General features: G+C 59.6%; 20 protein-coding genes, 1 tRNA gene and 1 pseudogene. 4 read left to right on the top strand and 18 right to left on the bottom strand.

Features of this window, described 5'->3' with window-relative positions:
- Position 1: 1 nt before the first annotated feature.
- From ACFQ6Y_RS11860 to ACFQ6Y_RS11830, 7 genes are all read right to left on the bottom strand, one after another.
- Positions 2–1,246, bottom strand: a complete 1,245-nt coding sequence (locus ACFQ6Y_RS11860; protein WP_378632339.1) for a hypothetical protein — start codon at positions 1,244–1,246, stop codon at positions 2–4.
- Between the two features lie 9 nt (positions 1,247–1,255).
- The gene (locus ACFQ6Y_RS11855) at positions 1,256–1,984 is read right to left on the bottom strand and encodes a glycoside hydrolase family 16 protein (RefSeq protein WP_378539501.1); all 729 of its coding nucleotides are present in this window, start codon (positions 1,982–1,984) and stop codon (positions 1,256–1,258) included.
- A 107-nt stretch (positions 1,985–2,091) separates the two neighbouring features.
- The gene (locus tag ACFQ6Y_RS11850; RefSeq protein WP_378539500.1) at positions 2,092–3,249 is read right to left on the bottom strand and encodes a glycosyltransferase family 4 protein; all 1,158 of its coding nucleotides are present in this window, start codon (positions 3,247–3,249) and stop codon (positions 2,092–2,094) included.
- On the bottom strand, positions 3,242–5,017 hold the full coding sequence (locus ACFQ6Y_RS11845; protein ID WP_378632336.1) for a hypothetical protein: 1,776 nt from the start codon (positions 5,015–5,017) through the stop codon (positions 3,242–3,244). Before ACFQ6Y_RS11845 ends, ACFQ6Y_RS11850 begins: the two co-directional genes overlap by 8 nt.
- Positions 5,014–6,723, bottom strand: a complete 1,710-nt coding sequence (locus ACFQ6Y_RS11840; RefSeq protein WP_378539566.1) for a glycosyltransferase family 2 protein — start codon at positions 6,721–6,723, stop codon at positions 5,014–5,016. The genes ACFQ6Y_RS11845 and ACFQ6Y_RS11840 overlap by 4 nt, the downstream gene beginning before the upstream one ends.
- An 82-nt stretch (positions 6,724–6,805) precedes the next feature.
- Complete coding sequence (locus ACFQ6Y_RS11835) at positions 6,806–8,080, bottom strand: lipopolysaccharide biosynthesis protein (RefSeq protein ID WP_378539498.1); 1,275 nt, start codon at positions 8,078–8,080, stop codon at positions 6,806–6,808.
- Positions 8,077–9,033 (bottom strand): glycosyltransferase, encoded by a 957-nt coding sequence (locus ACFQ6Y_RS11830; protein WP_378632333.1) that lies wholly within the window; start codon positions 9,031–9,033, stop codon positions 8,077–8,079. Before ACFQ6Y_RS11830 ends, ACFQ6Y_RS11835 begins: the two co-directional genes overlap by 4 nt.
- 427 nt (positions 9,034–9,460) lie before the next feature.
- On the opposite strand from ACFQ6Y_RS11830, the gene ACFQ6Y_RS11825 reads away from it, so the two are divergent.
- The 3 genes and pseudogenes from ACFQ6Y_RS11825 (at position 9,461) to ACFQ6Y_RS11815 (ending at position 12,170) form a co-directional block, all read left to right on the top strand.
- The gene (locus ACFQ6Y_RS11825; protein ID WP_378632330.1) at positions 9,461–10,189 is read left to right on the top strand and encodes an endonuclease/exonuclease/phosphatase family protein; all 729 of its coding nucleotides are present in this window, start codon (positions 9,461–9,463) and stop codon (positions 10,187–10,189) included.
- A 136-nt stretch (positions 10,190–10,325) separates the two neighbouring features.
- Positions 10,326–10,886 (top strand): annotated as a pseudogene (locus ACFQ6Y_RS11820) (serine aminopeptidase domain-containing protein); the annotation flags it as partial.
- A gap of 375 nt (positions 10,887–11,261) precedes the next feature.
- Entirely contained in the window at positions 11,262–12,170 is a 909-nt protein-coding gene (locus tag ACFQ6Y_RS11815; RefSeq protein WP_378632893.1) for a hypothetical protein, read from the top strand.
- Between the two features lie 240 nt (positions 12,171–12,410).
- Here ACFQ6Y_RS11815 and ACFQ6Y_RS11810 read toward each other — a convergent pair whose 3' ends face one another.
- The 11 genes from ACFQ6Y_RS11810 to ACFQ6Y_RS11760 form a co-directional block, all read right to left on the bottom strand.
- On the bottom strand, positions 12,411–13,196 hold the full coding sequence (locus ACFQ6Y_RS11810; protein WP_378539495.1) for a glycosyltransferase family 2 protein: 786 nt from the start codon (positions 13,194–13,196) through the stop codon (positions 12,411–12,413).
- A gap of 276 nt (positions 13,197–13,472) precedes the next feature.
- Entirely contained in the window at positions 13,473–14,426 is a 954-nt protein-coding gene (locus ACFQ6Y_RS11805) for a MazG family protein (RefSeq protein ID WP_378632327.1), read from the bottom strand.
- A gap of 4 nt (positions 14,427–14,430) precedes the next feature.
- A complete protein-coding gene (mfd, locus tag ACFQ6Y_RS11800) occupies positions 14,431–18,057 on the bottom strand; it encodes a transcription-repair coupling factor (protein WP_378632323.1) in 3,627 nt (1,208 codons plus the stop codon).
- A gap of 128 nt (positions 18,058–18,185) precedes the next feature.
- Positions 18,186–20,789, bottom strand: coding sequence for a glycosyl hydrolase (locus tag ACFQ6Y_RS11795; RefSeq protein WP_378632318.1), 2,604 nt, complete (start codon positions 20,787–20,789; stop codon positions 18,186–18,188).
- Positions 20,790–20,791: 2 nt separating this feature from the next.
- Complete coding sequence (locus ACFQ6Y_RS11790; RefSeq protein WP_378632315.1) at positions 20,792–21,778, bottom strand: DUF1839 family protein; 987 nt, start codon at positions 21,776–21,778, stop codon at positions 20,792–20,794.
- Positions 21,778–22,734, bottom strand: a complete 957-nt coding sequence (locus ACFQ6Y_RS11785; RefSeq protein ID WP_378632310.1) for an amino acid--[acyl-carrier-protein] ligase — start codon at positions 22,732–22,734, stop codon at positions 21,778–21,780. The genes ACFQ6Y_RS11790 and ACFQ6Y_RS11785 overlap by 1 nt, the downstream gene beginning before the upstream one ends.
- Complete coding sequence (locus ACFQ6Y_RS11780; protein ID WP_378632307.1) at positions 22,731–23,921, bottom strand: acyl-CoA dehydrogenase family protein; 1,191 nt, start codon at positions 23,919–23,921, stop codon at positions 22,731–22,733. The genes ACFQ6Y_RS11785 and ACFQ6Y_RS11780 overlap by 4 nt, the downstream gene beginning before the upstream one ends.
- Positions 23,918–24,160, bottom strand: a complete 243-nt coding sequence (locus ACFQ6Y_RS11775) for an acyl carrier protein (RefSeq protein WP_283301892.1) — start codon at positions 24,158–24,160, stop codon at positions 23,918–23,920. Before ACFQ6Y_RS11775 ends, ACFQ6Y_RS11780 begins: the two co-directional genes overlap by 4 nt.
- Positions 24,153–24,599, bottom strand: coding sequence for a holo-ACP synthase (locus tag ACFQ6Y_RS11770; RefSeq protein WP_378539488.1), 447 nt, complete (start codon positions 24,597–24,599; stop codon positions 24,153–24,155). Before ACFQ6Y_RS11770 ends, ACFQ6Y_RS11775 begins: the two co-directional genes overlap by 8 nt.
- 286 nt (positions 24,600–24,885) lie before the next feature.
- Positions 24,886–25,527, bottom strand: coding sequence for a ScbR family autoregulator-binding transcription factor (locus ACFQ6Y_RS11765; RefSeq protein ID WP_378632302.1), 642 nt, complete (start codon positions 25,525–25,527; stop codon positions 24,886–24,888).
- Between the two features lie 189 nt (positions 25,528–25,716).
- Positions 25,717–26,370: a TetR/AcrR family transcriptional regulator gene (locus tag ACFQ6Y_RS11760; RefSeq protein WP_095972137.1), complete on the bottom strand. Its 654-nt coding sequence runs from the start codon at positions 26,368–26,370 to the stop codon at positions 25,717–25,719.
- A 154-nt stretch (positions 26,371–26,524) separates the two neighbouring features.
- On the opposite strand from ACFQ6Y_RS11760, the gene ACFQ6Y_RS11755 reads away from it, so the two are divergent.
- Positions 26,525–26,595 (top strand) — tRNA-Gln (locus ACFQ6Y_RS11755).
- Positions 26,596–26,649 lie beyond the last annotated feature (54 nt).

Genomic DNA, 26,649 nt, shown 5'->3' with positions numbered 1-26,649 from the left:
GTTACCGACATTCATCCAGCAGTGCGATGGGATCGCAAGCGACCGTTCGAAGCACCCTCCTGATCGTTTCGGTATCGAATACGTTGCCGTGGAAGGTGACTGAGAGGTGACGTTGCCCATCGATCTCTGCACCGAGGAACGCGATACCTTCCGCTCCGTATGGATCGGTAGCCGCCACACACAGCTGATCGCCTGTCCATCTGATTTCATCCGAATGGGGAACGCGACCGATGTCTGAGTATGAAACCAAGGCGTGAGGCTTGATACTCACACTCGCCTCGGCGACCGTGGTGTGAGACCTCCCGAGAACCGAAGCGACAGTCGCCTTCACACTGATCGCTGAAAGGGTCAGCAACGGGTGACCCGAGGCGAGTGCCCCCGCGATACCCCGACTGACCTCCGACAGAGTCACGGATTCAGCCACCGGAACATATTGCCCCACAGCAAAATTACCGTTGATCACGGTCGACGGATGCGCATATCTGCGCGCGTCCATCAACACGAGCGCATTGGATGCGGTTTCCACTCCATGACTTCGCAAGGCAGCAAGAAAAACAAACAGTGTTATCGCGCGCAACGACGCCGACGGTGCGTGCTCGTCGCGCCAGCAAACTAGTCGATACGCAACGTGCGGATCCATCGGGAGCGAAAGACTGACCGGATTGGGCCGCCACAGCATTCGGCGAGTCGCCGGAACTGGCTCGATCTCTGTTCCACGCACGTGCGAATGCCATCGAACGGCCGCTCCGAGCCGCCGAGGATCGCTTCCAAACGCACGAATAATTGTGCGCGACAAAGGAAATCTCGACTCCGCCGAATGCAGAGCTGCGGGTAGTTGCCCTGATTGAGCGGTGCTGACAAGGGCGGCCCACAATCGCGAACCACCGATCCCGTCGGAGATGCCGTGCGAACCCAAACATGCAACATACTCCCCCGACACAACGATCCGAATCGACGAGTGAGTCAAATCCGAATTGAATACGGTGGTCGCAAATCTCGAAATGTCAGCCGCGTCGGTGGGCGGAACTTCTTCGACTGCCGCGCCAACGGCATCCGGATCGAACAGCCAACGACGGCGAGAGGAATCCGCGCGCAATCCGAACCTCGCCTGCGGGCCGATCCGAGCAATCTCGATCAGCGCACTACGCAGGTCACTCGGCGAGATGACACCAACGGGTCCGCCGATGACGAGCGCACGATCACGAACCCGCATCTGATCAACTGCAGAAACCTTGTAACTAGACATTGATCACTCTCAAGGCGTGAATCGAATCCAGTCGACGGTCAAGGTCGACACATCCGGGGTGGTTGCATCCGTTGGCCCGGGCCATTCCCCGCCCACTGCTATGTTCATCACGACATAGAACGGCTTGTCGAAAACCCATTTCGAGCCGTCCGGCGCCTCGCTGCGCAAGTACTCGCCCACCATTACACCGTCGATGAAGATCGAGATGGAGTCAGACCTTCTCGTCACCTCGTAAACATGGAAGGTAGTCGAGGCATCACCGCCGAGATAACCATCCGACGACATCTTCCACTTGCCGTCCGTGTGTGCAGAAGGATCGGACCACGGACCGTGTATTGCGTTGTGATACTCGGTGGCGTTGTGCACCAACTCCATTACATCGATCTCGCCGCTCTCCGGATAGCCCACCGTTGCCAGATCCTCGCCTAGTAACCAAAATGCCGGATGGATTCCCTGCGCCATCGGGAACTTTATCCGGGCAGAAATCGTGCCCTCGGTGAACGAAAACTTGTCCCTCGTCACGATCCTCGCCGACGTGAATCCTCCCGGGATGCGACGAGCCTCGAGCACGAGGTTACCGTTTCCATCCAAACGCGCGTTCTCGGCGTTGTCTGTGTAGATCTGCTTCTCCTGATTTCCCCAACCGCCGCCCCCGACATCGAATCCCCACATCGCCGGGTCAGGAGAATCCCCTGCAACACCATCGAATTCGTCTGTGCCGAAATCGCTCGAGACCATTCGCATCACTGGACTCCGGGGTTCACCGGTGGTGCACGAAGTAGCCAATAGTAGTGAGGCCATCGAAAAAATCATCCCGGCCCGAACCACGGCACGCGTACTCCCACTCATTTCACAACCCTTCGATAGACGTCAATCAGTCGATCAGCTCGCACCGACACCTCGTGGTTCTCCATTACCGACCTGCGTGCACGGGCCACCAACCGAGTACGAAGCTGGCTGCCATCCAGGAGAGACAGAATTCTCCCGGCCACGTCTGCCGGATCGCCCGGGACGGACAGCAGTCCGTTCTCCCCATCGACGACGTAATCGAGGAAACCGTCGGTCCGACTGGCCACCACCGGGGTACCAACTGACATCGCTTCGATCGCTATGAGCCCGAATGGTTCCCGCACGGAGGGAACGCACAGGATGTCAACCGATCGCAGAACCGACGCAACATCAGACCTGTGCCCGACAAACCTGATTGCGCCCGGAGCCAGCTCGGCAGCTTTTCTGCGAAGGTTCTCGCCATATTGTTCGTTCCCCGGACTCGGCCTACCAACGATCACCAGATGTAAATCTCGACCGCGCGCACGTATTTGGGACACTGCTTCGATCAAGGTGTCGATTCCTTTGACAGGGTCGACGCGTCCGATGACTGCGACCAAAGCCGAGTCAGGAGCGTCCGTCAGCTCAGCTCGCACAGTTGCTGGTCCGGGCGCAAAGGCCACCGCATCGACGGCCTGAGGCACTACGGTCGTCTTGCCCTGAGCAGAATTCGAAAGTTGCTGCAGTGCAGCATTACTCACTGCGATCGAGGCCGAAGCTCCACGAACAGCTGCACTCAGCAGACTACGACCTCGCCCCGGGTCGAGTATGTCGTGAATTTCGAGTACGACAGGCGTTCGTGCCAGCCTGCCAGCCACAACGCAATCCAGATGCGACAACAGCGAATTCGAATGAACGACATCGGCACGCCGAGCATGTCCGAGCAACCTCGAAATCCACGTGACGGACCGCGGGATCTGAGACAACAACGCCGACGGAGACTGGGAAACACCCGAGGCATCGCGCAGACCCACACGCAGTCCATCTGGCATCGGTATGAATTCGAGTCCCATCTCGTTCCACACCTGTTCAAGCTCACCACCAGAGGGCGCGGCCATGACCATATTCACGCCCTGCTCGCGAAGACGAGGGAGCAACCTGATAACGCTGTGCTCGATGCCCGTGACATCACGAGTCAGCGTCGATGCAAGAACTCGCAACCTGCGATCAGCCATCGTTCCCACCCTCATCCTGACCGGCCGCACGTTCAAAGACTACGAATCCATTACCTTCGAGGAAGACTTTCCACATCGGGTCCAACCTCATTCGGGCCTCCAGATTCGGCAGCGCGTCCCGTGGGGAAAGCCCGAAGTACCAGTTGTAGAAGATCATCTGATCGGAGATTGCGAAGTACGTCGTCCGGCGATCAGCAACAAAGTATTCATTGAACGTCTCATACTCATCGTCAGATGCGAAGTCTGCACCGTAGAAGAGAGTCGCAGCCTCCGGCTGCACGTCAAATTTAGGATCGAGACCGGCCAATCGCAGATACGCCTGGGTGGGTCGATCGGGCCATGCGGGCGACGGAAGCCTCAGTACGCCATAAGGATCGGCCGACTCCAGCACCTCGGAAGCGGCCTTGACCACTGCGGGTTTGGTCAAGTAAGCGAACCACGCGCCGAAGTACGCTTCCGATGAAGACAGCGTGACACCGACAAGCACGATACTCGCGATGAATAGCTTTACCCTCGCGGCATTGGACGCACGGAGCACTGCGGTGACCGGAAATGCAAGAAGCAAGGAACAACCTACCAAGGAGTAAAGATACACACGAAAGATCGCTTCACCGCCGTAGCCTTGCCCTGCCAGAATGGCAAGCGGCGCAAATGCGACGATCACGAGAGCGAAGACGGGCATCTTCCTGCGCCACATAACAAATGCCGTGACTGCGGAGGAAACCAACAGCCCGACAGTTAGGAAACGCATCGTCTTACTTGCAAATGCCTGCCCCGCAGTCGGCGTGAGATTCGCCCCGGCGAGGTTGGACTTCGCGTTCGACGTAACGTCGAACGAAAATTTCGCAAAATCGCCTGCGCTATCCCAGTTGTAGACTAGAAAACCTATCGCGATCGCGGCGAATACGAATGTCAACCACCACGGCCGGAACATTCGGAAGACCATGAGGGTCACCACTATTAATCCCATCCAGTACGGAGTGAGTTGGTGCGTGACTACTATCGCGCTGAAGACAACGATCATGACGATGACAAGGTTGGGTCGATCTCGCGAGGATCCAACGAGAGTTAAGAACGCCAGAACAAGGATCAGAGCCAACGCCTGAGGTGCGTAGTAATCCTGCGCCACCCAATTGAGCACTTCGAAGAGAAACGTCGCGGAAATCGCGGTCGGGACATCCAGACGCCAAGCTCTGGCCATGCAGTAGAACAGAATCACCATGAGTAGATGCGCAGCTGTCGCGAACCAGTTCGCAACCGTCACGTCTGGCACCCCCGTAACGCGAGAGAACCAAGCCGTTGCCGTGAATAGGCCAGGCCACCCGTTATACACGTCGACACCTCGCGCCAGAAAATGGCTTCGTTGGATCAGATCCGTGACCCCAAGATGCTTGTATGTCCAGGTATAGAGCGGCACATCCGACGCAATCAGTGTTGCAGTCCTCTGCACGAGCGCAACTGATATCACCGCAAAGAACGCTGCACGGTTGTTTCGTCGCGACATTGCCACTGCGAAGCCAATCACTGACAAAATGATTGCACCGGCAAAGAAGGGCGATGCCGCGAACAACAGCCCGAAATCCGACGCCTCCGCAGTGGACAGCGAGGGCACAGCGATCCACCAACTCCCAAGAGCTGCAACGAGAATCCCCCACGAAACCCAATCTCGCCTCGTCTTCTCGGCTACCGCAACAATCGTCAGCCGGTCCGTCGGAGCATCAGAGGGCTTCGCCGCCGAACGGTCGATACGCTCTTTCAGACTCGTCATGATCGCCGGAACCCCGACAGGACAGATCCGATACGACGTACGACGTTTCCACGGCCGAAACCATCCGGGCGATGTTCGAGGGTGAAGAGTCGAACTAGAGATGCTCCAACCGTAGCGATACTGGGTATCACGAGCTGCGAAAACGGATAGTACTCCTCGACGGTGGTCATCAGAAATGTCATCAGCACGACGGTCGAAATCCCCAAAGCCGGAACAGCTGCAACCCGTACGTACCCTGGCTGATCTGGCATGTACGACATGATTGCCGCACCCGGGCCTATCGCAACGAAAATTGCCACGGCGATGCCAGTGAGAGTGCCGATCGCGCCCAGGCCGGCACCAATAAGTCCACAGACTCCGCCGACCAAACCCAAGACTGCGAGCCTGTGCTCGCCGGTCGGCCATCGCGCATCAACCGTCGCGATCGCCCGACGAATCGGCCTCGCACCGGGAAATTCAACTGCCACCTGACGGCGCGCCGGGCGCGTTCCCCTCGGGAGCAGTGGTCGCCCTCTCAACCCCCCCATACGCGAGCGCAACAACGCTGCGGGACCCCACAACAAAGCTCGACGCTCTATCCAAGGCAATTTGTCAAGATCGGATGGAAGTCGGACTTGACCTTCTTCAGGTTGCGAGACGCTCCCGAAGTGCGAAAGTCCCTTGACCACACGGGTACCCAGCATGATCGCTATTCGTGGATCCATAGCGAGTTTCGTCAACCAGGCTCCCAAGCCAAGGCCGTAGTCGGCCATCTGTTTGTTCAATCCGGCCGGATCGATGCGATGGCGGTGCCAGACTCGCGCAGCAGGTGCGTAGACCAGTGCACCCCCGTCGAGAATGACCCTAACGAACATGTCGATGTCTTCACCGCCACCTGATGGCGATCCGACCCCAAGCCCTTCATCGAATCCACCGAGTTCGAGCATCTTGGATCGTCTTACCGCGAAGTTGGCGCCCGTCCCGAAATCGCCCACACGGAAAGGAAACAGAGCGTCGTGCTCAGGGGGATCTGACAAGCGGTACGTTGTTCTTTTCAGATTCTTCGACCAACTCACGCGACGATCGAAAAACGCTTGAGCAGGAGTCGATACCTCACCTGTCGGTACGAGGCCTGTGACGAGGTGGACGTCGTCCGCGACTGCGAATCCACCGACCAGCTCACGGAGCCAGTTCTTGTCAATCACGACATCGTCGTCGGTAAATGCCACGAATTCATTTGTAGCCGTTAGTAATCCGACATTTCGCGCCTTGGACAATCCAGGCTCTGGAGCGTCGACGATCCCAACTCCGGCGAAAGCGCCCACTATCGGCGGTGTCAAACCAGACGAAGGATCATTGTCCACCACGAGCACATCGTAGTTTCGGTAGTCGAGAGCGGAGAGCGAGGTCAAGACTTCACGGAGCATGTCAGGGCGATTCTTCGTGCAAATGATCAATGTGACAGACACTTCGGGAATCGACAAGGGAAGCACCGGATCGGAATCCGGCAAGTAGGCGAGCAATTCTTTGGATCTGATCATTCCATTCGCGACTTGAGCTTCCACGAAGGCAAAGGATCCGTTGAGTCGGGAGACTAGCAGGCGAGCCTGTGAGTAGGCAGTTCCGCCGGCCAATTCGATGACACTCGCCGAAAGTAGCTCCCACTCGTCGACCTGACCGATCCAAATGGCCCCTGCCCACAGTTCGATTCCGGCAGTCGGCGTCATCACCGGATCGAGACTGGGAAGTCCATCGCGCCGGATATTCTGTGTGGCCGGCCGATCGGAGCCTTGATTCTCATCATGTTCTTCAAACCTCATACTGAAACACCCGCCTTCTTATTGCATCTCGACGCCGAGCTATCCCGAAGACTGCGGCGATGCTTGCCGCCGTCTGCGCCACACCGACAGCAATCGCCGCACCCACTGCTCCCCAGAGAGAGCATGCGAAGGGCAAGACCACCATGAGAAGTCCAGCGAACAGACCGTTGATGACCACCAACGGTCCGATTTCGCGCCTCGCTCGCTGCAACGCAGACCAAACCACGAACATCGTTCTCATCAAAGACCCGATCGCGAGGATGATCACGACAAGCTCAGCATTCAAATCCAGGTACTCCGGATCGAGTATTCCGAAAACAATCGGTGCGCCCAACGAGATCAGCACACCGCCCACAGCGACCAGAAGAGAAACGCGCACAAACAGCACCAATGCCATCTTCGAACCCTCCCTGGGGTTCTTCGACGCGTGAACCACAAGGGAAGTCCCCATGGCGGAGCCGACGAATTCGAGAGTTTGTGCGATGCTCATCGAAAGCGAGAAAACCGCGCCCTGAACTGGACCGGAATAGGCGGTAACGAGAAAAGGCATCAGAAGGATCACTCCGACGCCCATGGCTTGAGTCGGGACAGCCTGCCTGCACATTCTCACGACCTCTGCCGACGCACTGTCTTCAGTCCACAGGCCACGCGGAGACGTGGACGAACGCCGTTCGACGATGCGGCTGATCATCAACCGCATGAACACAACCGAAACTCCGCCTACTACGACCGTCGACATGACCACCGGTTGCCAATTTGCCAACCACACCAACGCGAGAAGAACTCCAATACGGCCAGCACTGACGAGCCCGTTGATCAAAGGCAGTTTCCGCGACTCGTCCAGGCTGGTCAAGGTGCTGTTCTGCAGGATGAACATGCCCCAGACGACAACGCCCGCAAACACCAGGCAGGCAACCGGAGTCGAGCCTCGTACTCCCGGAATGAATGAAACCGCAGAGACTGCTGCAATGACGCCCACAGGAATTGACAATATGTAGAACACACGAAGACCTCGCCGGTATACGGCGCCGAGGCTTGCACCTGCTGCGGGCATCATCGAATTGAAAACATCACCGACACCCGTACCGATTACCATCGCCGGCGCAGTGACGAGCGCAAGCAGCGCCGTCATGACGCCTAGCTCGGCCGGCGGCAGAACTACAGCCGCAACTGCCCAAAAACCCATGCCGAGTGCGGCATTGATGACCTGAGACGAAGCCATTGATGCTGCATCTGCGTAGATCCGCGCCCCTTTGTTCGTCATCGCGACCCTACAAATTGCCCACGCTTGCACACAATGGCGGACAGGGCGCCCATACCTGCCGAGACGATGCCGGCCACTACAGTCGCGGCCTTGGACAGGGAGACGCTGTCACCGAACACATATCTCCGAAGCCCACTGGTGAGAACACTACGCACGTACTCGCGCTCGTCGTCGAGTTCCTCGGAGCCGTTCCGGTCGTTCCGTAGTTCGATCTTTCCTTTTCCTTCGGAATAGCAGCGCGCTAGAAAGAATTGAAATGTGCTGCGTTCGAATGGAATATCGTGATCGATCACCGAGGCCGGCACATACACCCAATGAAAGTCGTCACCGAGTTCCGCCATTCGAATACACAGGTCAGTGTCCTCGGGTTGCGACCTCTCCCCGCTCTTGCCGAACCCGACTCGAAATCCTCCGACTGCGCGGAACGCCGCCGTTCGAACGGCCATGTTGCCGCTCCAGACGTTGCGAACACGGGAGGTCTCGATCGGCATGCCTTGAAACGATTCTCCGACAACCCAACCGAATTCTTCTGGAAACCAACTGGGCTTTGGCGATCGCCATACTGCCCTGTACCGTCCGCCAGTTCCGACGACCCGATCGTCCGCGAAAGGATGGATGAGCTCGGACAACCAATAACTGTCCGCAATCTCGTCGTCATCGATGAAGGCAGTGTAGGGCGTCGAGACGACCGCAACTCCGGCGTTGCGAGCGCCGGACGCGCCCCGTGGCCCGTCCTCGTAGGAGATCACACAGATGCCCGGCATTTCGCGGCGCAAGGTGTTCGCGAGCGCACGATTGTGGTCGACCGCAACGATGATCTCCGCAGGCTGCAAGGTTTGCGCGGCAATCGAATCAACAGCAGCAACGATCCCCTGCAGCCTCTCCATCGAATAGCAAGCCATCACGACGCTTACCGCATCGCTCTTCGAATTGAGGCCATGTCGTGTGAGCATGATCACGTCTCCAATCATTGCGCTGGCCGGATTCCTGTCCCGCCCGCCTCCAGACCACCCCCTAGACACACGGCACCCAAGCTACTTGGTCGCCATAAAAGCCCAGATCGACAGACTTTCAGTCTGTTTATCGGCCAGTTAACTGACGGTTCACCCGCCAACTGTCGTGAGCCAATGTACCCCAGTAACGTCTCAGCGATCATTTCGCCGATACGGTACAACCGAGGTTGTGACGTTTCTGAAATGGGCATGTTGGGCCACGCTCGTCGTGAGCGCAGGGCTTCTCATCCTTCGATACTTGCCGCTACGCAGTCCTGCGTTGCTCTCACTGGTGATCGCGGTGCCATACCTACCGCTCGTAATGGTGCCTGCAACAGTGACATTGCTCGCCACTCGCGAGTGGGTTGGGTCGACCACCGGACTGGCGATGATCATGCTGGCGATCAGCACACAGATTGCGCTCCCTGCCACACCGTCTCGAACGGGCGAGGCCATGCGAATTATGTCGATCAACGTCGCAAAGGGGGCGGCCGACGTAGATGCGGTCGTCGAAGCAGCGAGACTACACAAAGTCGACGCTGTCGCAGTGCAGGAATTGACCCCCGCATTCGCCGCCGCACTGGAAGCCGCGGGGATGCCCGATATTTTCCCGTTCAACGTCATCCGGCCGGACCACGACGCACGAGGAACCGGACTATGGAGCCGGCTCCCGATCAGCGAACCCCGACAATTGAACGGGTTCGGGTTCGCCTGTGTCGCCGGCACCATCGAATTCAAAAATGCCAAATACGACGTGGTTGCGACACATATCACTGCTCCGATCCAAGACCACGACTCTACAAGCTGGATCACCGACCTCGCACGGGTACGTGCACTTCTCGATACGAATCCCAACCCAGTCATTGTCGCCGGCGACTTCAATGCAACCATCGATCACAGACAATTTCGAGATTTGCTACACGATGGAACACAGGACGCCGCGAGGCAGGCTGGCCGGTCCTACAAAGGCACATTCCCCGCGAACTGGTCATGGCCGCCATTCGCCGCTCTCGACCATATCCTCGTCCCGCCTGAACTGACGACAACGGCGTTCGAAACCGTCGAAATCACTCACTCCGACCACCTCGCTATCGTGAGCACACTAGTAGAGCGCTGACAGGATTCGACTTCTCGCAACTATGTGGCAATTCTCAAAACAGACCTGTATCTTGTTTTTGGGCAGATTAAGTGTCCCGAGGTATGTTCTCGTTTGAGAGCATCCCTTCAGTCCACTCGGATGCATAAGGATTCAGATGCAGTTAGCACGCGGCCACACCGAGCTGGCGAGTTCGACATGCCATATCGGGTCGTCACCGAACGCTGCTGGAAACATGACCAACACCGACATCAGCGCACTCACTTCACATGCTGTCAGCGATGGTGGAAAGTTCACAACTTGGTTCGGTAAAGAGTCGTCGCCATTGTTCGGCACACTGCACGTACCGTCCGGGGGCACAGCACGCGGAGGGGTCGTGCTGTGCCCGCCGATCGGAAAGGAACACGTCGACTCCTATCGCGGCCTCATGCTCCTGGCCCAAAAGCTTTGCTCAGAGGGCATGTTGGTCCTTCGGTTCGACTACCGAGGCACAGGCGACTCGTCGGGAGAACAGACCCGAGAAGACGCTGTAGAAATGTGGGAGTCGTCGGTCTCGGAAGCTGCTGAGTTTCTCCGCTCTTGCGGAGTCAACGAGATCATTTTGATCGGTCTCCGGGTGGGCGCATTGGTCGCAACTTCCGCGGCGTCGCGGATACAAGCGGTAACCACGCTGGTTCTTTGGGACCCGGTCATCCGTGGGCGCGCTTTCGTACAGCAGCAGAAGGCTTTGAATCGGCTCACGGCCATCGCTGATCCAGACGATCCACTCGTCCCGCTCGTCGGCATGTCGATTCACCCATCGGCTGCACAACGTCTTTCAGGCATGAATCTCGCTGGGCTACCAATCGACCCTTCAATAAGGGTCCTGGTTGCTTCCCGGCCAGAGCACGCCGAAACCGCGCAAGTAGTAGAACTCGTGGAATCGCTGTCAGCCGAACACGTGGTCGTCGACGGCCAAATCCCCTTCATCGAGCCAGTCGACTTCGCAATCCAAATACCATGGCGTACAGTGTCTTCCCTGGCGAAATGGGTTGACAATTCGACACACTCGCGAAGGACAAGTGTCACTGCAAATTTCCGTCATTCCGCGACGATGTTGGACAGCCGGTTCAAGATCCCGATCACCGAATACATCTCCCATGTCGGCTCGAACAATATGCTGACTGTCCACACAGCACCCATCACAGGTGCCCCAGGCGGCCCGACATTGGTTCTGTACGGCACCGCATCCGAGCACCGGATCGGTCCCAGTCGCCTATGGGTCGAGTTGGCACGGGAGTTGGCTGTCTACGGGATCACGACCATCCGCTTCGACCGAACTTCAACTGGTGAGACGACCGTGGCGCAGGATCAGGAAATAAGCACCATCTACACACCCGAGCAGCGCGCCGATGCAGTAGACGTAGCCAGAAACGTCTGCGTACGCCCAGAAAATCTGGTTGTTGCGGGTCTGTGCTCCGGATCATGGAGCGCTGCGATCGCTGCCGCAGATCTCGGAGCAAATCGAGCAATACTCATCAATCCGCTTCGGTGGACTACCCGACAACTCGAGTTCACGCGAAGCCAGTCCCTCGAGCATGCAGAAAGCGCAAAGGCAAACGTCGCGCTCCGAGTACACAACTGGGCTGTCAAGTCCAAGGACAAGATTCGTGACCGATTGCCATATCGGGTCTGGCTCGCCTTGGGACAAATCGGTCTCGTGCAAGTACCAGAGGTGCTCCTCGCGCCGTTGGCTGAAGCAGGCGTCGCAACTACAGTGCTTGTGTCACCGACCGACGAAGAATGGTTTAACGAGAATCGCGGTCCCAGCGGGGTCCAACGCCTACGGAATGCGTCCGGCAGTATTGAGATTGGACAGCTCGCGCAGGGCGATCACGCTCTTATCGGTCCGAGGATTCGCGCCTCTGTACGCGAGGAAATGACGCATTCGATTTTGTCCACATTTGGAATACCTCATTCGCGAGCTTACGACTACCTCAACGCCGCAGCAAGCGGTGAGTGACTCGACTCAGGAGACTACTGCTGCGCCGATATCGCCTGCATTCGCACAACCCGCAATCGCTCCCCGGACGCAGGTGATGGTGGGCGTCATTTGCGTGTCCGCAGCGACACTGCAGATCGGAACCGGTGGGACGAGATGTAGACATTCAACAATGTTGACACATCCGGATCGTCTCGTAGGACGATTGGACGTGTGAAGGCCCTCCCGCCTCGCAGACGGAAGGGCCTTCGTAGGTGCCGACTACTTTGCGCGAGCTGTCTCTCTCAGCGGGACCCGACGCTCGCTCCGGATGGTCCTCAGTACTCGAAATCCGTCACGTACTGCATTGAGATTGCTCTCGCCAAAGATGCGGTCACGCTCGTAGCTCGGTACTTCGGATATTTTCAATCCCGCGTTGGCTACCCGAACATTGATCAGAGTTTCGATCTCGAACCCGTCTCCCCACTGCGCCTCGGCAGTACCCGTCTCTGGCAGGTTCATTACGGGGATGTGGCGGCGCCAGAATGCGTTGTAGCCGTAGCAAAGGTCGCTGAATGACGCACGGAACTTGATGTTTACGATTCCATTCAACGCTTTGTTTCCGAGTTTGCGAGAGAAAGTGATGTCATCGCTTCCCCCTCCTTGCGCAAACCGTGTCCCCTTGGCGAAGTCGGCTCCCCGCACCAGCGCCTCGACGAACAATGGAATTTCCGCAGGATCCGTCGAACCGTCGGCATCGATCATGACGACAATGTCACTCGTTGCCGCCCGAAATCCGCATGCAAGTGCGTTTCCCTTGCCTCGTCTCGTCTGGGTTACGATCGTCGCCTGCGGCCACAATCGCCTGGCAACATCTACCGAATCGTCGACCGAATGACCGTCGACGAAAACGATCTCATCGATTCCGTCAGGCATCCGTTCTGCGACGTATGGCAGGTTTTTCGCCTCATTCATCGCTGGCACGACAACCGTCACAGAGGGTCGCTCTGAAGCCGGTGCGTGCTCCTGCTCGGATATCTGGATGCGGTCAGTTGTGTCCACGCTCATTGGTCCTCTGTCTCCCCGGTTGCGTCCCCCGCCAGATCTCAACAACGGCGAACGATAGCTTCAAGCAAATAGTTGGCGAATCGCCGAACGCCCCGTCGTCCGACAGTGACTGGCTCGCCACTCGCTCGACTTGTACCGAACCAACGGTTGGTACTCCTAACCGCACCCTCAGAGCAGTACGGTTCGCTTGTCTGGAGATAAACATACCTTGAGTTTGTTTATTTCGCAGCCTCAAGAGCAGGTGATGTTCCCCTCAGCTACAAAATGGCAATCGGCTCAATTGAATCGTCGAGATCGCCATGCGTCAGCCCACCCTGCAGTCGAGCGAGCCGAAGACTCCTCGCCCCGCACTTTCACCGGTTCACTCGCCGCCGCCCGCAACATCGACTCAGCAGCGCGGAAGTGTTCAGCGAAGCGCTGAGCCTCGCGGCGAAGAGCCTCGTCAGCCTCGAGTGACCGAGCAACCGCTTCCGACAACTCAACTGGAACCAAGTCCTCAGGAAACCCGCCACGAACAGCCCTCTTCACATACTGTTCAGCCAACATCACTGCGGGCTGACTCTGCGCGATGCCGTCGAGTTCGGAGGCACGCAACTTTTCCTCTGCCTTTCGCTGATCCCAGGCGCGCTCCTGCGCTGCAATGTCGACCGACTCCGAAGGTTCGCCGGACAGGTGTGGACTCCGGTGGCAAAGTTTGGCCACCAGTGCTCTGGCAATTGTGTCAATGTCAACTGTCCCTGCAGTTGGCCCGCACTCCGCTATCCGAGCATGGAACAACACCTGCAGCAGGAGATCCCCAAGCTCTTCGTTCAATGCCTCACTGTCGCCGGCCAGAATCGCATCGAGCACCTCGTACGTCTCTTCCAGAAGATATCTGGACAAGCTCTCATGAGTCTGAGCAACCTCCCAGCCTCCAAAGCTCCACATCCGATCCATCAACGCAGTCGCTGCGACAAGTGCGTCGCCCTTGACTGGTTCGCTGGTAATCAAACGGGCACCAAGTTGGAGCCTGGTGCGCGCCGCCTCACATTCGAGGTCGGTCGTCACCAACACCCGCGCACCCGAGAACGAGTCGGTAAATCGGATCCGAATGTGCGCCGGCACATCTTCGGCAATCTCGACCGGACCGCTGAGAGCAGTCAAAGCCTCGATTGGAACGGACATAGGACGGAACGGATCGAGCACGACCACGATCGCACGTTCGTCGTCATCTGATGTTGCCTTCATCATGCCCTCACGCCTCGACAAGGACTGCACCCGCGGCTCGGCCGTCTATCGCAAGGATGAAGTCCGCGATGTACTGCAGCAGTTCGACGTCGCGGAGGCGATCAGAGCCGACTCCGCCGGTACGTGGCAGCGGGAGTTGCACGAGCCCGGTCGTTGCCCGGTACTGCGCGCTCGGATAGATCCGCTTGAGCCTGATCTGTTTGGAATCAGGCAGTGCCATGGGCGAGATCTTGAGCTGAGTTCCGGTGACGGCGACTTCCTCCAGCTGGTACTCGCGACAGAGCAGTCGAAGTTTGGCCACCGAGATCAGCCGTCGAACCTCTTCCGGCAGTGGACCGTAACGATCGACCAGTTCTTCGACGACGGCAGCGATACCGTCGGAATCCGTCGCGGCCGCGAGCTTGCGGTACCCCTCCAACCTGAGTCTGTCGCTGGTGACGTAATCGGGCGGGATGTGTGCGTCCACAGGCAGGTCGATCCGGACCTCCTTCGTGCCCTCGTCCATCGTGATCGGTTTGCCGTCAGCTGCCGCCCGGAAGGCCTCGACTGCCTCTCCCACGAGCCTGACGTACAGATCGAACCCGACGCCCGCCACGTGGCCGGACTGCTCGGCGCCGAGGACATTTCCGGCTCCACGAATTTCGAGGTCCTTCATCGCGACTGCCATACCTGCGCCGAGGTCGGAGTTCTGCGAGATCGTTGCCAGTCGGTCGTACGCCGTTTCCGTCAAAGGCTTTTCGGCCGGGTACAGGAAATAGGCATATCCACGTTCGCGACTACGCCCGACTCGGCCGCGCAGCTGATGCAACTGCGAAAGCCCCAGTGAATCCGCACGTTCGACGATCAGCGTGTTCGCGTTCGATATGTCGAGGCCGGTTTCGATGATCGTGGTACAGACCAACACGTCGAAGTCGCGCTCCCAGAAGCCCTGCACGGTCTTTTCGAGAGTGTCCTCGTTCATCTGACCGTGTGCGACGACGACGCGAGCCTCCGGAACGAGTTCGCGGATCTTCTTGGCTGCCTTGTCGATCGAGCTGACGCGGTTGTGCACGTAGAAGACTTGGCCGTCGCGCAGAAGTTCACGCCGAATGGCCGCGGCTACCTGCTTGTCCGCATACGCACCGACGTAGGTGAGGATCGGGTGACGTTCTTCCGGCGGCGTGAGGATCGTGGACATCTCGCGGATCCCGGCCATGCTCATCTCGAGAGTACGAGGAATCGGGGTAGCCGACATCGTCAGGACGTCGACGTGGGTGCGAAGTGCCTTGATGTGTTCCTTGTGCTCGACTCCGAATCGCTGTTCCTCGTCGACGATCACAAGCCCGAGGTCCTTCCAGCGGATACCGGTCTGCAGCAGCCGGTGAGTGCCGACGACGATGTCGATCTCACCTTCGGCCATGCCTGCGATGATTTCCTTCGAGTCCTTGGCATCGGTGAAACGCGACAGCCCTCGCACCTTCACCGGGAACGACGCCATTCGTTCGGTGAACGTCTGAAGATGTTGCTGTGCAAGCAGAGTCGTGGGCACCAGCACCGCTACCTGCTTACCGTCCTGTACTGCCTTGAACGCGGCGCGAACGGCGATCTCCGTCTTGCCGTAACCGACGTCGCCGATCACCACCCGGTCCATCGGAACCGGCTTCTCCATGTCGGCCTTGACCTCACTGATAACGGTCAACTGGTCGATGGTCTCGGTGAACGCGAATGCGTCTTCGAGTTCCTTCTGCCACGGTGTGTCCGGGCCGAACGCATGCCCGGGGGCCGCCTGACGCGCCGCGTAGAGCTGAACCAACTCACCCGCGATCTCACGAACCGCCTTGCGGGCCTTGCGCTTGGTGTTTGCCCAGTCGGATCCACCGAGCTTGCTCAGCGCCGGCAACTCTCCACCGACGTACCGGGAGAGTTGATCGAGCGATTCCATCGGGACGAACAGACGATCACCCGGGTGACCACGCTTGCTCGGCGCGTACTCGATGACCAGGTATTCACGACGCGCCCCGCCGATGGTGCGTTCGACCATCTCGACGAACCGGCCGATACCGTGCTGATCGTGCACGACCATGTCCCCTGCCGACAGCGCGAGGGGGTCGACCTGATTGCGGCGCTTGGCCGGCAAACGCTTACCGTCGCCGACCGCGGCAACACGGTTGCCCGTCAGATCCGACTCGGTGACGATCACCATCCCGGGCGTCGAGTCGTCGCCGGCGAGTACCAAGCCGTCATGCAGTGATCCGCGTAGCACCGCGACCTGTCCACGCGCGGGGGTAGCGCCTGCGTCGAGCATCTTGGCGGGCACTTCGGCTTCACCGAGTCGCTCCACGACGCGGCTTGCCGTTCCGGCACCTGCCACCACGATCGCCGCGCGTCCGCCCGTGCTCACATGCGCCCGGAGGCTGACGAACAGTTCGGCCAACAGGTCGTCGGAACCACGCACCTGCGGTGCCGCCTGAACCGGAAGTTCGAGTTCTTCACCGTTTCCCGACGCCAGCGGGCTGACCGTCCACCAGGGTCGGCCGGCAGCTTCGGCAGATTCGCGAACATGGCGAAGCGACCGGTACGCGGAGGCGCCGAGATCGACTCCGCCGCCGTTGAGGATCGACGTGTCGAGCGGTGCGGCGCCGCCGATCGACGCCGCCGTCCACGACGCTTCCAAGAACTCCTGGCCGGTGCGCACCAGGTCGGTGGCGCGGGTGCGCACCTTCTCCGGATCGCACAGAAGGATGTGCGCCCCTTCGGGAAGTACATCGGAAAGTAGTTGCAGTTCACCGGGTTTGAGAACCGGGAGCAGAGCTTCCATGCCTTCGACGGGGATGCCTGCCGAGATCTTGTCCAGCATCTCGACCAACGACGCGTCAGCCTGGTTCTCAGCAGCGAGTGCCGCAGCTCGATCGCGAACATCAGCTGTCAGAATCAGCTCACGACACGGCGGCGCGATCACGGAATCGACGTCGACGTCCGGTAGCGAACGCTGATCGGCAACCGAGAAGTACCGCAGCTCCGATACCTCGTCACCCCAGAATTCGATGCGTACCGGATGATCCGCCGTCGGCGAGAACAGGTCGAGAATGCCGCCGCGGACCGCGAACTCACCACGCTTTCCCACCATGTCGACACGGCTGTACGCCATCTCCACCAGACGTACGAGAACGGAATCGAAATCGATCTCGGTGCCGACGCGCAACGTTATCGGCTCGATCTCGCCCAGACCTGGTGCCATCGGCTGAACGAGAGAGCGCACCGTGGTGACGATCACCCGAAGAGGCGAACCGTACGAGGCGTCGTCTGGTCTGGCGAGTCTGCGCAGTACCTCCACCCGTCGCCCGACGGTATCCGCGCTCGGCGACAGTCGCTCGTGCGGCAATGTTTCCCACGACGGGAACTGTGCGACACCTCCGCCGAGCATCTCGGTGAGTTCTGACGTCAGATCGTCGGCTTCGCGACCGGTGGCCGTCACCAGCAGCACTGGCGTGCGAGCGGCAAGTGCAGCGGCGATGAATGGCCGAGCCGCCTTCGGGGCCACGATGTCCAAGGCCGCCGCGCCGATGGCGTCGATCACCGAAGTGAATGCGGCGTCTGCGAGGGCGACCTCGGCGAGTCCAGCGAGCGCAGTCTGGGCAGAGGACAAGGAAGTCAACGAACGCGCTCCTGAACAGTGATGACGGGTTGCGGACGCACAGCCCGAGCGCAAGATCCCCACCGAGGCAGAGTTGTGCGCCGGTTCGATTCTATCGGTGCGCGATCTCGAAGCGCAGTCCGATCCGTTCAGTTTCCCCTAGCACTCGTCTTCTTCGACGTCCGCTTGGCCGGAGAGGATTGCGTGGCCGGTGCACTCGGCGGCGTCACGGCCACGCTGGTGTGAGAGTTCAGCGCCCGAACCCGGCCGATCACCTTCGTTGCCTTGCCGGTTCTCCGTAGACGTACGGTTCTGCGACCGTTCGGCGCGAGGTGAAACCAGGAGTCTTCGGGCTCGAAGCCCTGCAGTTCGAGGGCTACGTATTGGGCGGCAGCATCCGTCGTGACGTCGACGACCCACTCTTCGTCCCCGAGGCCTCGAGGCCGGCCGACGCTACGAGCAGTAGCGAAAAGCCCGACCGACCGCTCGAGGGGCCGCGCCGGACCCCCCAGGAGATGCACCACTTCGTCCACCAAACCGCCGTCCTCGTCTTCGAGTGTGACGGTGACGGCGTCGTACGTCCGCGCCCCGAACCGAAAGACGTGGGTGAGGTCGGTGAAACGGCCGACAAGACTGTCCACGGACCAGGTCAGACTTGAATGCGCTTCCACCTTGACCGGTATCGCGACGTCGACCGGGACGACACCTGACCGACTGTGTGCTCGAAACCTGATCTCGCCGACGACAGGATTCGCGGTCTCGTTGATCGAGTCGAGCCTCAATCCATCCATACCGTCGTCCGTGACAAGAAGCGCAATCGGTTTGGCGCTCCGACGGAGCACGAACCACGGAGCCTTGGGACTGCCGCTCCAATCGAGGACCCCCCATCCCGGTCCGGGCTCCAGGTCTCGCAGTGCGAGTGTCAAGGCGCCGTCGCACCGAGAGTCCGGGCGACGCCAGTAGCCGAGCGTCGATGCGAACGCCTCACATACAGCTGCGCGTCCCAGGTCGAGATAGCGTTCCGGGTCTGACCACCTGAGTTCACGAGGGCCTTCGCCGAAAAGGGTGTGGACGTAGTGGTCCCGAACATCCTCGAAATCCCACGACGATCCGTTGTCCCGCGGCACCGCGGCTTTCCATGCCGGGTGGTGCCCTGCGACGGCGATCGAACCGAATTCGTTCTCGATCACCGCATTCGACGGTGGAATCGAAAATGCCAGTGATTCGGTCGCAAAACGAACTCGCGCGCTGAGCACGTCGGCCAGAGGACGACGATAGGCACCCACCCCGAAGTAGTGAGCGACCCCGCTTCCGACGTGCGTAGCCAATTGCTCCACCCCGGGAGGCGCCGAGGGCGACGACGTCACGTACTCGAGTTCAGGTGCCAGCGTCGAGATCAGCTCCGGCAGTCTCGAATGAATGAGCGGAATGTGTTGATCGACCAAGCCCAACATGGTGGGCTGTTGTTCGGTCTCGCTGCCCCCGCAGAAGACTGCCAATGCTGGATTTCCACGCACCCTGCGCAGGAACGCGGTGACCTCGGCGGCAACAAGTTCGAAGAATTCGTCGGTATCAGGCGGATCAAGCGTCGCCAACATCATGTCCTGCCACACCAGAATGCCCAGACGCGCGCATTCGTCCCAGAAGTGGTCGCTCTCGTAGACCATCGTTCCCGGGATTCGAATCATGTTCAGACCGGCCTCGGCCAGCCGTTCCAACACAAGTGTGGTGTCGGTGTCGCCTTGAAGCGAGATCGGGTCGGTCGGCGCCCACACCGAACCACGGCAGTACACCCCGATACCGTTAACACTCAACCGAAATCCACCATCGGATCTGTCGACTTCCACCGTCCGGAAGCCAACCGAACCGAGGTGCTCGGCGACTCCGTCCGTTTCTATCGTCACCGGATAAGTGCGCGGGGCGCCATGAGTGTGCGGCCACCACAACTGCGCGTCCGGCACTTCGACGATGCCGGACACCTCGAGGAATCCGTCCGGCCCGGTAGCCGTAGCGAATTGTTCCGAGTGTTCGCCGACGCGCACGGTGACGTACTCCAGCGCGACCGGCAATCCGGTGAGCCGAGCACTGACGGCAACGCGACCGGTTGTGCCGTGGACACTCGCCTGCTTGACAGCAGAGACGACGGCCGCAACTCCCCTGTCCAACAACCGGATACCTCGCCACGGACCCACTGGCACCGGCACACCACTGAATACGGAAGCCATACCGAGCATCGTGGTTCGAATCCACCGAAGACCCTGTTCGCGGACCATCGACGAGCGCCAACGACCTCGTGGGCGCCTCGATCTCAAAGTCGCGGAGAGAGAATGAAAATGAACAGCCACCTGGACACGTTTGCCTACACCGTCTCCGCCCGGAATGCTCACTTCCCCAGGCGTGAACATGGATTCGGTGGACGCGACGAGGACACCGTCGATCCAGACGTCGGCAAACGCCGTCACACCGTCGAACTGGAGCAACCACGGCCCCTCACCGGTCGTAACCACGGTAGTCACAAACCACCAGTCCGACGATGCAGCAGACGAGGTTGCAACAGACGACGATGCAACAGGCTTTGCGCGTCCGGCGTCGGATTGCGCCTCACGCAACGCGCCGGCGACCGTTCCCGGCACGGGCGCTGCGACCCACTCGGTCACGGTTCCGAGGGCATCCGGATCGGTCACGGATCCGGGTTCGGTTGCAGCGCATCGCCATATCGCGCCGGCCAGCAGGTCTGCTGACGAGCGAGGCACTGCTAAACCAACCTCAGGTGTCGATGCGAGTCGACGCCGACTGTGTCGGCAACGATTTCCATCGCCCTCTTCCACGACACGGCCATCTCGTCGAGTTGCTCACGTGGGTCCACCGCGCGGCCCCTCGCGGCGCGCGCCATCTGAAACTGCACGCTCTTGGCCCCGGACGCCACTTTGCGGAAATCCGGCGCAGCTTCGACCATCCCGGAGAAACCTGCAGTGTCCAGGAACTCGCTGGCGTCCGCCGCCAGCTCCGCGCTGGCACCGCATTGACGAAGAAGCCCGAAGGACCAGAGGTGAAAGGCATCCATACCAGCCCCCTGCACCCATTCGAGGTCGTCGATCACCCTGCGGCCCAGCTCTCGCACGGGATTACCCGCCGCTCGAACCGCCACGTTCCGTCGAGCCACTTCGGCGATGTTTCCGGCATTGGTCGCGTGAACCGGATTGAGCCGGATCTGCTCGACGTACGGTACGAACGAAGGAAGTGAGGAACGATCGAGATCGAAGACGCCGGAAAAGTCTTCACCTCGCAACATGTAGTACCCGCTGTTGTGGAAGTACTCGAGTTCGCCGGCAACGCGATCGATCCGATTGGGCACGATCGTGGTCTTGGTGTGCCCCTCGTGATAGCTCGTTCCGAGAGTGTCGGGAAGCCAGTATCCGTCCACCTCGACCGTCGACAGCATCCCGACCGCGAGGTTGTCCTCGACATGGATCAGCGGTGCCCGCCAAACGTTCATCTCGGCGACTTCGATTCCGTACAACGCGTAGATGTCCTCCGCCTTGAGCTTGAGGAACGTCCACTGAGTCCCGTCGAACCGCGACGAGAAGGCACATGCCAATGCCGGGACGGGGTCCAATCCCAGCGAATGCAACACTTCGATCCACAGATCCGTGTAGCAGTTGGTCTGTGCCCACACCCGGTCGTCCTGATGCAACGCGTGTGGCCGGTAGCGATCAGGTGAAATATCGACGAGACGTGACATCAGATGCCCATTCGTTCACGAACGGAAGTTGGCCACGCAGCCACATCAAGACCATGAGTCCGCAACAGTGACAACGCGATTCGCTCCATCCCGAACCCGACGCACGAGCTGTGCGCCGCCTCCCCCTCGGCTGTTCGGATGTCGAAGTTGACCCCGAAATGGTCGAGATGGTTGTTCGAGGACACGATGGCCGTGCCCTCGTCGAGATCTCCGTAGAGCCGAACTGTCAGTTCTGTCTTGAGATTCTCTTCACGCTGGTTGGCTGCAAGCATCTTTCCGGCGCGCCCGAAGAAAGGATCATTGGCGATCACCGGGGCGGCGTCCAGCTCGAGTAGGCCGAGCACCTCGAGTCCCCGCTCGATCCAGTGCGCTCGATGCGCTCGCGCTGCTGCGGCGTCACCGATCGTCACGAACTCGTGCATCCGAAACGCTTGCATACGAGCCGGATCGATCGCCGGTTCGTGCCGGAAGCAAAAACCGTAGATGTCCAGCAATACCCCACCTTCGGGGAGAACTCCGGTGTACCGCGCATAGGCGGGATGGCACGCTGCGGACACGAGCATGGTCTCGGTCGGTTCGAGATGGCGATCCCACGATTGCCCATCGGCGCGATCGGCCAGCAATCGCGCGTGATCGCGATTGGAACCGGCGAAGGTGGTGATGGCGCCGGTGAGGTTGGGAAACGAAGCGATGTAGTCGGTGCGCTCGAAACTGCTCCGCGGGAACACCGGCGGGAACCGCAGACGGGTCGCAGCTGCGCCTGGCCCCGCTGCAACCACCACTCGATCGATGCCGTCGACGATGTCCTCGAACACACCGGAGCGCCCGTATAGTCCCGGTACTTCCGTCTCTACGAGAAGTCCTTCGACAAGCAATTCGCGCTGGAACGCAGCTCGGGCCCGATCCAGATCGGTTTCGGCTGTCGCTGTTTCGGTTGTCACAGTCTCGGTTGTCATAGCGTTCCCCGGTATCCGATAGCCATGTGAGCTGAACCTGCCATGATTCGATCGTTGTTCACCATCACCGCTGCGCCGTGCGCATCACGAAGGTGGCGGCCGAGCGAGAATTCGGTGTCCTCGCGATATCCGGAGATTCCGCAGATCAACATTGTCTGCCCCACGATTTCCACCACCGCAGTGGAGGCTGTGACTTTCAGGTTGTTCATCGCGAGCGAAAAGCCCACCGCGCCCGTCGCCTCGAAATCGGCAGCGCCTTCCTCAGCGTGGACTGCGCGGTCGTACCTACGCGCAGAAGCGTCGACGAGATCGGCGAATTGTTGTGCCGAAGCAGCAACTTCGGCGAGACGCAGCGCTCCGGGGGACGTGACTCCGGGCTGCTTGCGGGCGGCGGCACGCACGTACTTGCGCGCCTTCTCGACTGCCGCGTCGGCGATTCCCAACCACACCGAACTCCAGACGACGTGCGAGACCGGGAGCATCGTGTGGGTGGAGATATCGGAATACGGTACGTCGGCGACCATCTCAGGCGTCGAGGTGGCCCGAAGGATGTAACCGAGACTGCAAGTTCCCCTCAGCCCCAGCGTGTTCCACTCGGTGGTGCGTTCGAGCGTCAGGTCTGGGGTACGGCACACCACGAGAACCTGATCGTTGGGCTGACTCTCGGGTGTTCGCCGAGCCGTCACGACTATCGCGTCGGAATGCTCACCGTACGAAATGACGGGCGCATTCTTGATCAGTAGTAGATGGCCACCCAAATCTTCTACAGCGCAGTAACTCCGGCTGACATCGCCACCGATTCCCAGCTCGGTAGTCGCCGATGCCAACAGCAATTGCTTGTCGACAGTTTCTTCGACGAACTCGCGGAGCGCTTCGGTATTGCCATGCTTGACCAGCGAGTAGATCTGCGTCTGATGCATCGCAAAAATCATTCCGCTTGCAGCACAGCGTGTTCCGATCACGCGGGCGATCTGCGACACCTCCTGCAGCGAGAGACCTTCGCCGCCGAGTTCCCTCGGTACCGCGACGGACAGCAGCCTTTCGCTTCGCATGGCGTCGACGGCTTCACGCGGAAACCTCGCCTCTGTATCAACTTCGTCGGCCCACACCGCTGCAACTTCGTCGGCTAACCGTACGGCCCGCTCGAGAGCCGTCCCGGTGGAGCACTGCGCTTGCGGAGCGTTCATGCAGCACCCAACTCTGCCAACGCGCCCTCTATCGCCTTGACACTCGCGAAGGTGCTCTTCCGCAACAACTCGTCCGGAAACTCGATGTCGAACGAGTCCTCCAGCGCCAACATGACATTCACGCTCGCGTGCGATGTCAAACCCAACTCGTAAAGATCGGCCTCGCCGTCGATCGTGCTCACGTCGACTGCTAGCCGACCGTGCTCGACGAGCACTTTCCGAATTGCCTGATCAATCATCAGCGATGTCGTCCTTCTTTTCGATGCGAGCGCCCGAGCGTGTTGCGATCACCATTGCGATGGCCACGTCTGCTTCGTGCGAGATAGATACTTGAAAGTCGTTCAGATCCTGAGCCCACGCGAGTTCCGCGGCATTGCCGGACAGAGTCACCCCACAACCACCCCACTCGGCCCGAGTGATTTCTATGGAGTTCCACGGAACGGGAACGTCACCCGGCCTGAGCACCTTCACAACGGCCTCTTTGGCAGCAAAACGCGCAGCCAGTCGTTGATCCCGGGCCGGCCCGGCGCACGTCTGCAATTCATGAGGAGTGAAGGTCCGATCGAGATACCTTCGCCCGAAGAGGTCGATACTTCGAGTGACATCCACGACGTTCACGACGTCACAGCCGATCCGCGGACCGATGTCGAGCATCGGCGTCGGTGCAGTGTCACCCATCTTCTGACTCCCCCTTTTGGGGTCGTACACGCCGGGCAGCCCCCTATGCTGCCCGGTGCGTCGACGCCGTCACCCTGCCCTGACAAACCTGCAAACTCAGCAATTCTTCAGCTACCGGTAGAACATACCGCAATCCGAAGATTGTCGGCAAGATCGGACCTACAGATTCCCATCAACACTATAAACATACTCTCAGTTTGTTTCGAATGCAGAACAAAGAGAACAATCTCCCTACCAGGACATTTGCAACAAATTCACCAATGAACTGCGCGGAGATCCAGTGCTTTCAGTGATCGCTGGCGAGACGCCTAGCTGCGAATTGTCTGAAATACTCCACTTTGGATTCCGGGACCACGATCGGAAGTATCAGGTTCCACGATGCCTTCATGGAGTCCGAAAGCTCACGAACAGTCCCGGTCGCCGCTGCCATCAGCCGAACTCCGGACGCCACTTCCAACAGGAAACGAGCGATATCGGCAGAATCCGCGTCCGAACGCAGATCACCTTCGTCGGCCGCGCGGCTGGCAAGTTCGCGGTAAATGTCGAGCCAGACGTCCAGCGTTGCCGGCCCGGATCCCCGATAGTCCCCGATCTCGACCAGCAAGCGGAAGGTCGCACGAACCATTGCGTCGTGCGCACCGATGTCGACGATGACGGACGAAATACCGATCAACGACTCGAGTGCGGGAGTGCGACGGTCCAACCAGAGTTCACATTTCGCGTCGAAACGTGCCGAACCCTCGTCGATCACCGCCCGCGCGAGTTCTTCCTTGGACCCGAAATGGAAGTACAGGGCACCTTTGGTCACCTGTGATTCGGCGATGATCTCGCTCAAGCTGGCATTGGCATAGCCCAGGCGCAAGAACACCGCCGCGGCTCCGCGCAGCACCGAATCACGGGTGGCTTCTGCCCGCTCTTGCCTCACCATCGATCCGGCCTCCAATCACCACACATCGAACGAATCCTTGGTCTTACCCGTTCACAGCGTCAAAATGGAAGGCACGGTTCGGCATTCAACCCACCCTGCAAACAAATGAGACATTTGCCCATCAAACGATCGTGATACAGCGAACACAGCTTAGACCGCGATCCATCTCTGCGTGGCAGGCGCGCCTGGTTAACCCTCCAATTGTGGGTCGGCTTCCAGATTCGTCAGGCCATTCCAGCACAAATTTACGAGGTGAGCCGCGACAACTTCCTTCGACGGAGTCCGTTCGTCGAGCCACCACGTAGCCGTCGTGGACACCATGCCGACGAGCGCCTGGGCGTACATCGTTGCTAGTCCGGGGTCGAAACCGCGTCTGGAGAAGTCCCCCGCCAGCAGGTAACCCACCTGACTGATCGCGTCGTTGAGCAAGCTCGAATACGTCCCACTCGGAGCGACAACGGACGAATCGCGCACGAGTATTCGAAATCCGTCAGTGTGCTCTTCCACATAGGTGAGCAAAGCCAACGCAACCCGCTCGACTCGAACTCTCGAGCGATTCTGTGAGAGCGAAGACGTGATCATTTCGAGGAGCCGCGACATCTCCCGGTCAACTACGACGGCGTACAACCCCTCCTTGCCGCCGAAGTGCTCGTACACGACCGGCTTGGACACGTTCGCTCGCTGGGCGATCTCCTCGATCGAGGTCGCCTCGTATCCCCGTTCGGCGAACAGTGCCCGCCCGATCTCGATCAGTTGTTGCCGACGTTGGGTACCGGTCATCCGGATCCGTGTCGCTCGTTCGGGAACTGGATCCCCGCCACCCGAACCGGACACCGTCGCCATTGTCTTCCTCTCGCCGACACACAAATTACTGCTGTGGACGCTCAGCCTATCGGGACTTCGGGGGCCAAATCGGAGGAGCGGTTCGACCTACGGCGGGTCGGCATGCGATTATTCTTTCGCGCGTTCGGCCGCAAGGCTCGGCAATGCGTGGCAATCCGCCGTGGTGTAATGGCAGCACCTCTGATTTTGGTTCAGATAGTTCAGGTTCGAGTCCTGGCGGCGGAGCTGGTGAACAACATGCGTTTTCCGAGCGGAAATGCATGTCGTGATCGACAGCTT

The sequence above is a fragment of the Rhodococcus sp. NPDC056516 genome (assembly GCF_042794655.1).
Classification (GTDB): Bacteria; Actinomycetota; Actinomycetes; order Mycobacteriales; family Mycobacteriaceae; genus Rhodococcus_F.
Note: the sequence above shows the minus strand (reverse complement) of the source record. Positions and strands in the feature narration are given on the sequence as shown.

Coding starts and splice junctions, on each gene's coding strand:
- ACFQ6Y_RS11835 (WP_378539498.1), bottom strand. CDS start 8,080: ATGACGAACAAAGGGGCGCGGATCTACGCAGATGCAGCATCAATGGCT.
- ACFQ6Y_RS11845 (WP_378632336.1), bottom strand. CDS start 5,017: ATGACGAGTCTGAAAGAGCGTATCGACCGTTCGGCGGCGAAGCCCTCT.
- ACFQ6Y_RS11850 (WP_378539500.1), bottom strand. CDS start 3,249: ATGGCTGATCGCAGGTTGCGAGTTCTTGCATCGACGCTGACTCGTGAT.
- ACFQ6Y_RS11775 (WP_283301892.1), bottom strand. CDS start 24,160: ATGATTGATCAGGCAATTCGGAAAGTGCTCGTCGAGCACGGTCGGCTA.
- ACFQ6Y_RS11790 (WP_378632315.1), bottom strand. CDS start 21,778: ATGTCACGTCTCGTCGATATTTCACCTGATCGCTACCGGCCACACGCG.
- ACFQ6Y_RS11815 (WP_378632893.1), top strand. CDS start 11,262: ATGTTGGACAGCCGGTTCAAGATCCCGATCACCGAATACATCTCCCAT.
- ACFQ6Y_RS11760 (WP_095972137.1), bottom strand. CDS start 26,370: ATGGCGACGGTGTCCGGTTCGGGTGGCGGGGATCCAGTTCCCGAACGA.
- ACFQ6Y_RS11780 (WP_378632307.1), bottom strand. CDS start 23,921: ATGAACGCTCCGCAAGCGCAGTGCTCCACCGGGACGGCTCTCGAGCGG.
- ACFQ6Y_RS11810 (WP_378539495.1), bottom strand. CDS start 13,196: ATGAGCGTGGACACAACTGACCGCATCCAGATATCCGAGCAGGAGCAC.
- ACFQ6Y_RS11770 (WP_378539488.1), bottom strand. CDS start 24,599: ATGGGTGACACTGCACCGACGCCGATGCTCGACATCGGTCCGCGGATC.
- ACFQ6Y_RS11765 (WP_378632302.1), bottom strand. CDS start 25,527: ATGGTGAGGCAAGAGCGGGCAGAAGCCACCCGTGATTCGGTGCTGCGC.
- ACFQ6Y_RS11785 (WP_378632310.1), bottom strand. CDS start 22,734: ATGACAACCGAGACTGTGACAACCGAAACAGCGACAGCCGAAACCGAT.
- ACFQ6Y_RS11855 (WP_378539501.1), bottom strand. CDS start 1,984: ATGGTCTCGAGCGATTTCGGCACAGACGAATTCGATGGTGTTGCAGGG.
- ACFQ6Y_RS11830 (WP_378632333.1), bottom strand. CDS start 9,033: ATGCTCACACGACATGGCCTCAATTCGAAGAGCGATGCGGTAAGCGTC.
- ACFQ6Y_RS11840 (WP_378539566.1), bottom strand. CDS start 6,723: ATGACGCCGACTGCCGGAATCGAACTGTGGGCAGGGGCCATTTGGATC.
- ACFQ6Y_RS11860 (WP_378632339.1), bottom strand. CDS start 1,246: ATGTCTAGTTACAAGGTTTCTGCAGTTGATCAGATGCGGGTTCGTGAT.
- ACFQ6Y_RS11825 (WP_378632330.1), top strand. CDS start 9,461: ATGATCATGCTGGCGATCAGCACACAGATTGCGCTCCCTGCCACACCG.
- ACFQ6Y_RS11805 (WP_378632327.1), bottom strand. CDS start 14,426: ATGATGAAGGCAACATCAGATGACGACGAACGTGCGATCGTGGTCGTG.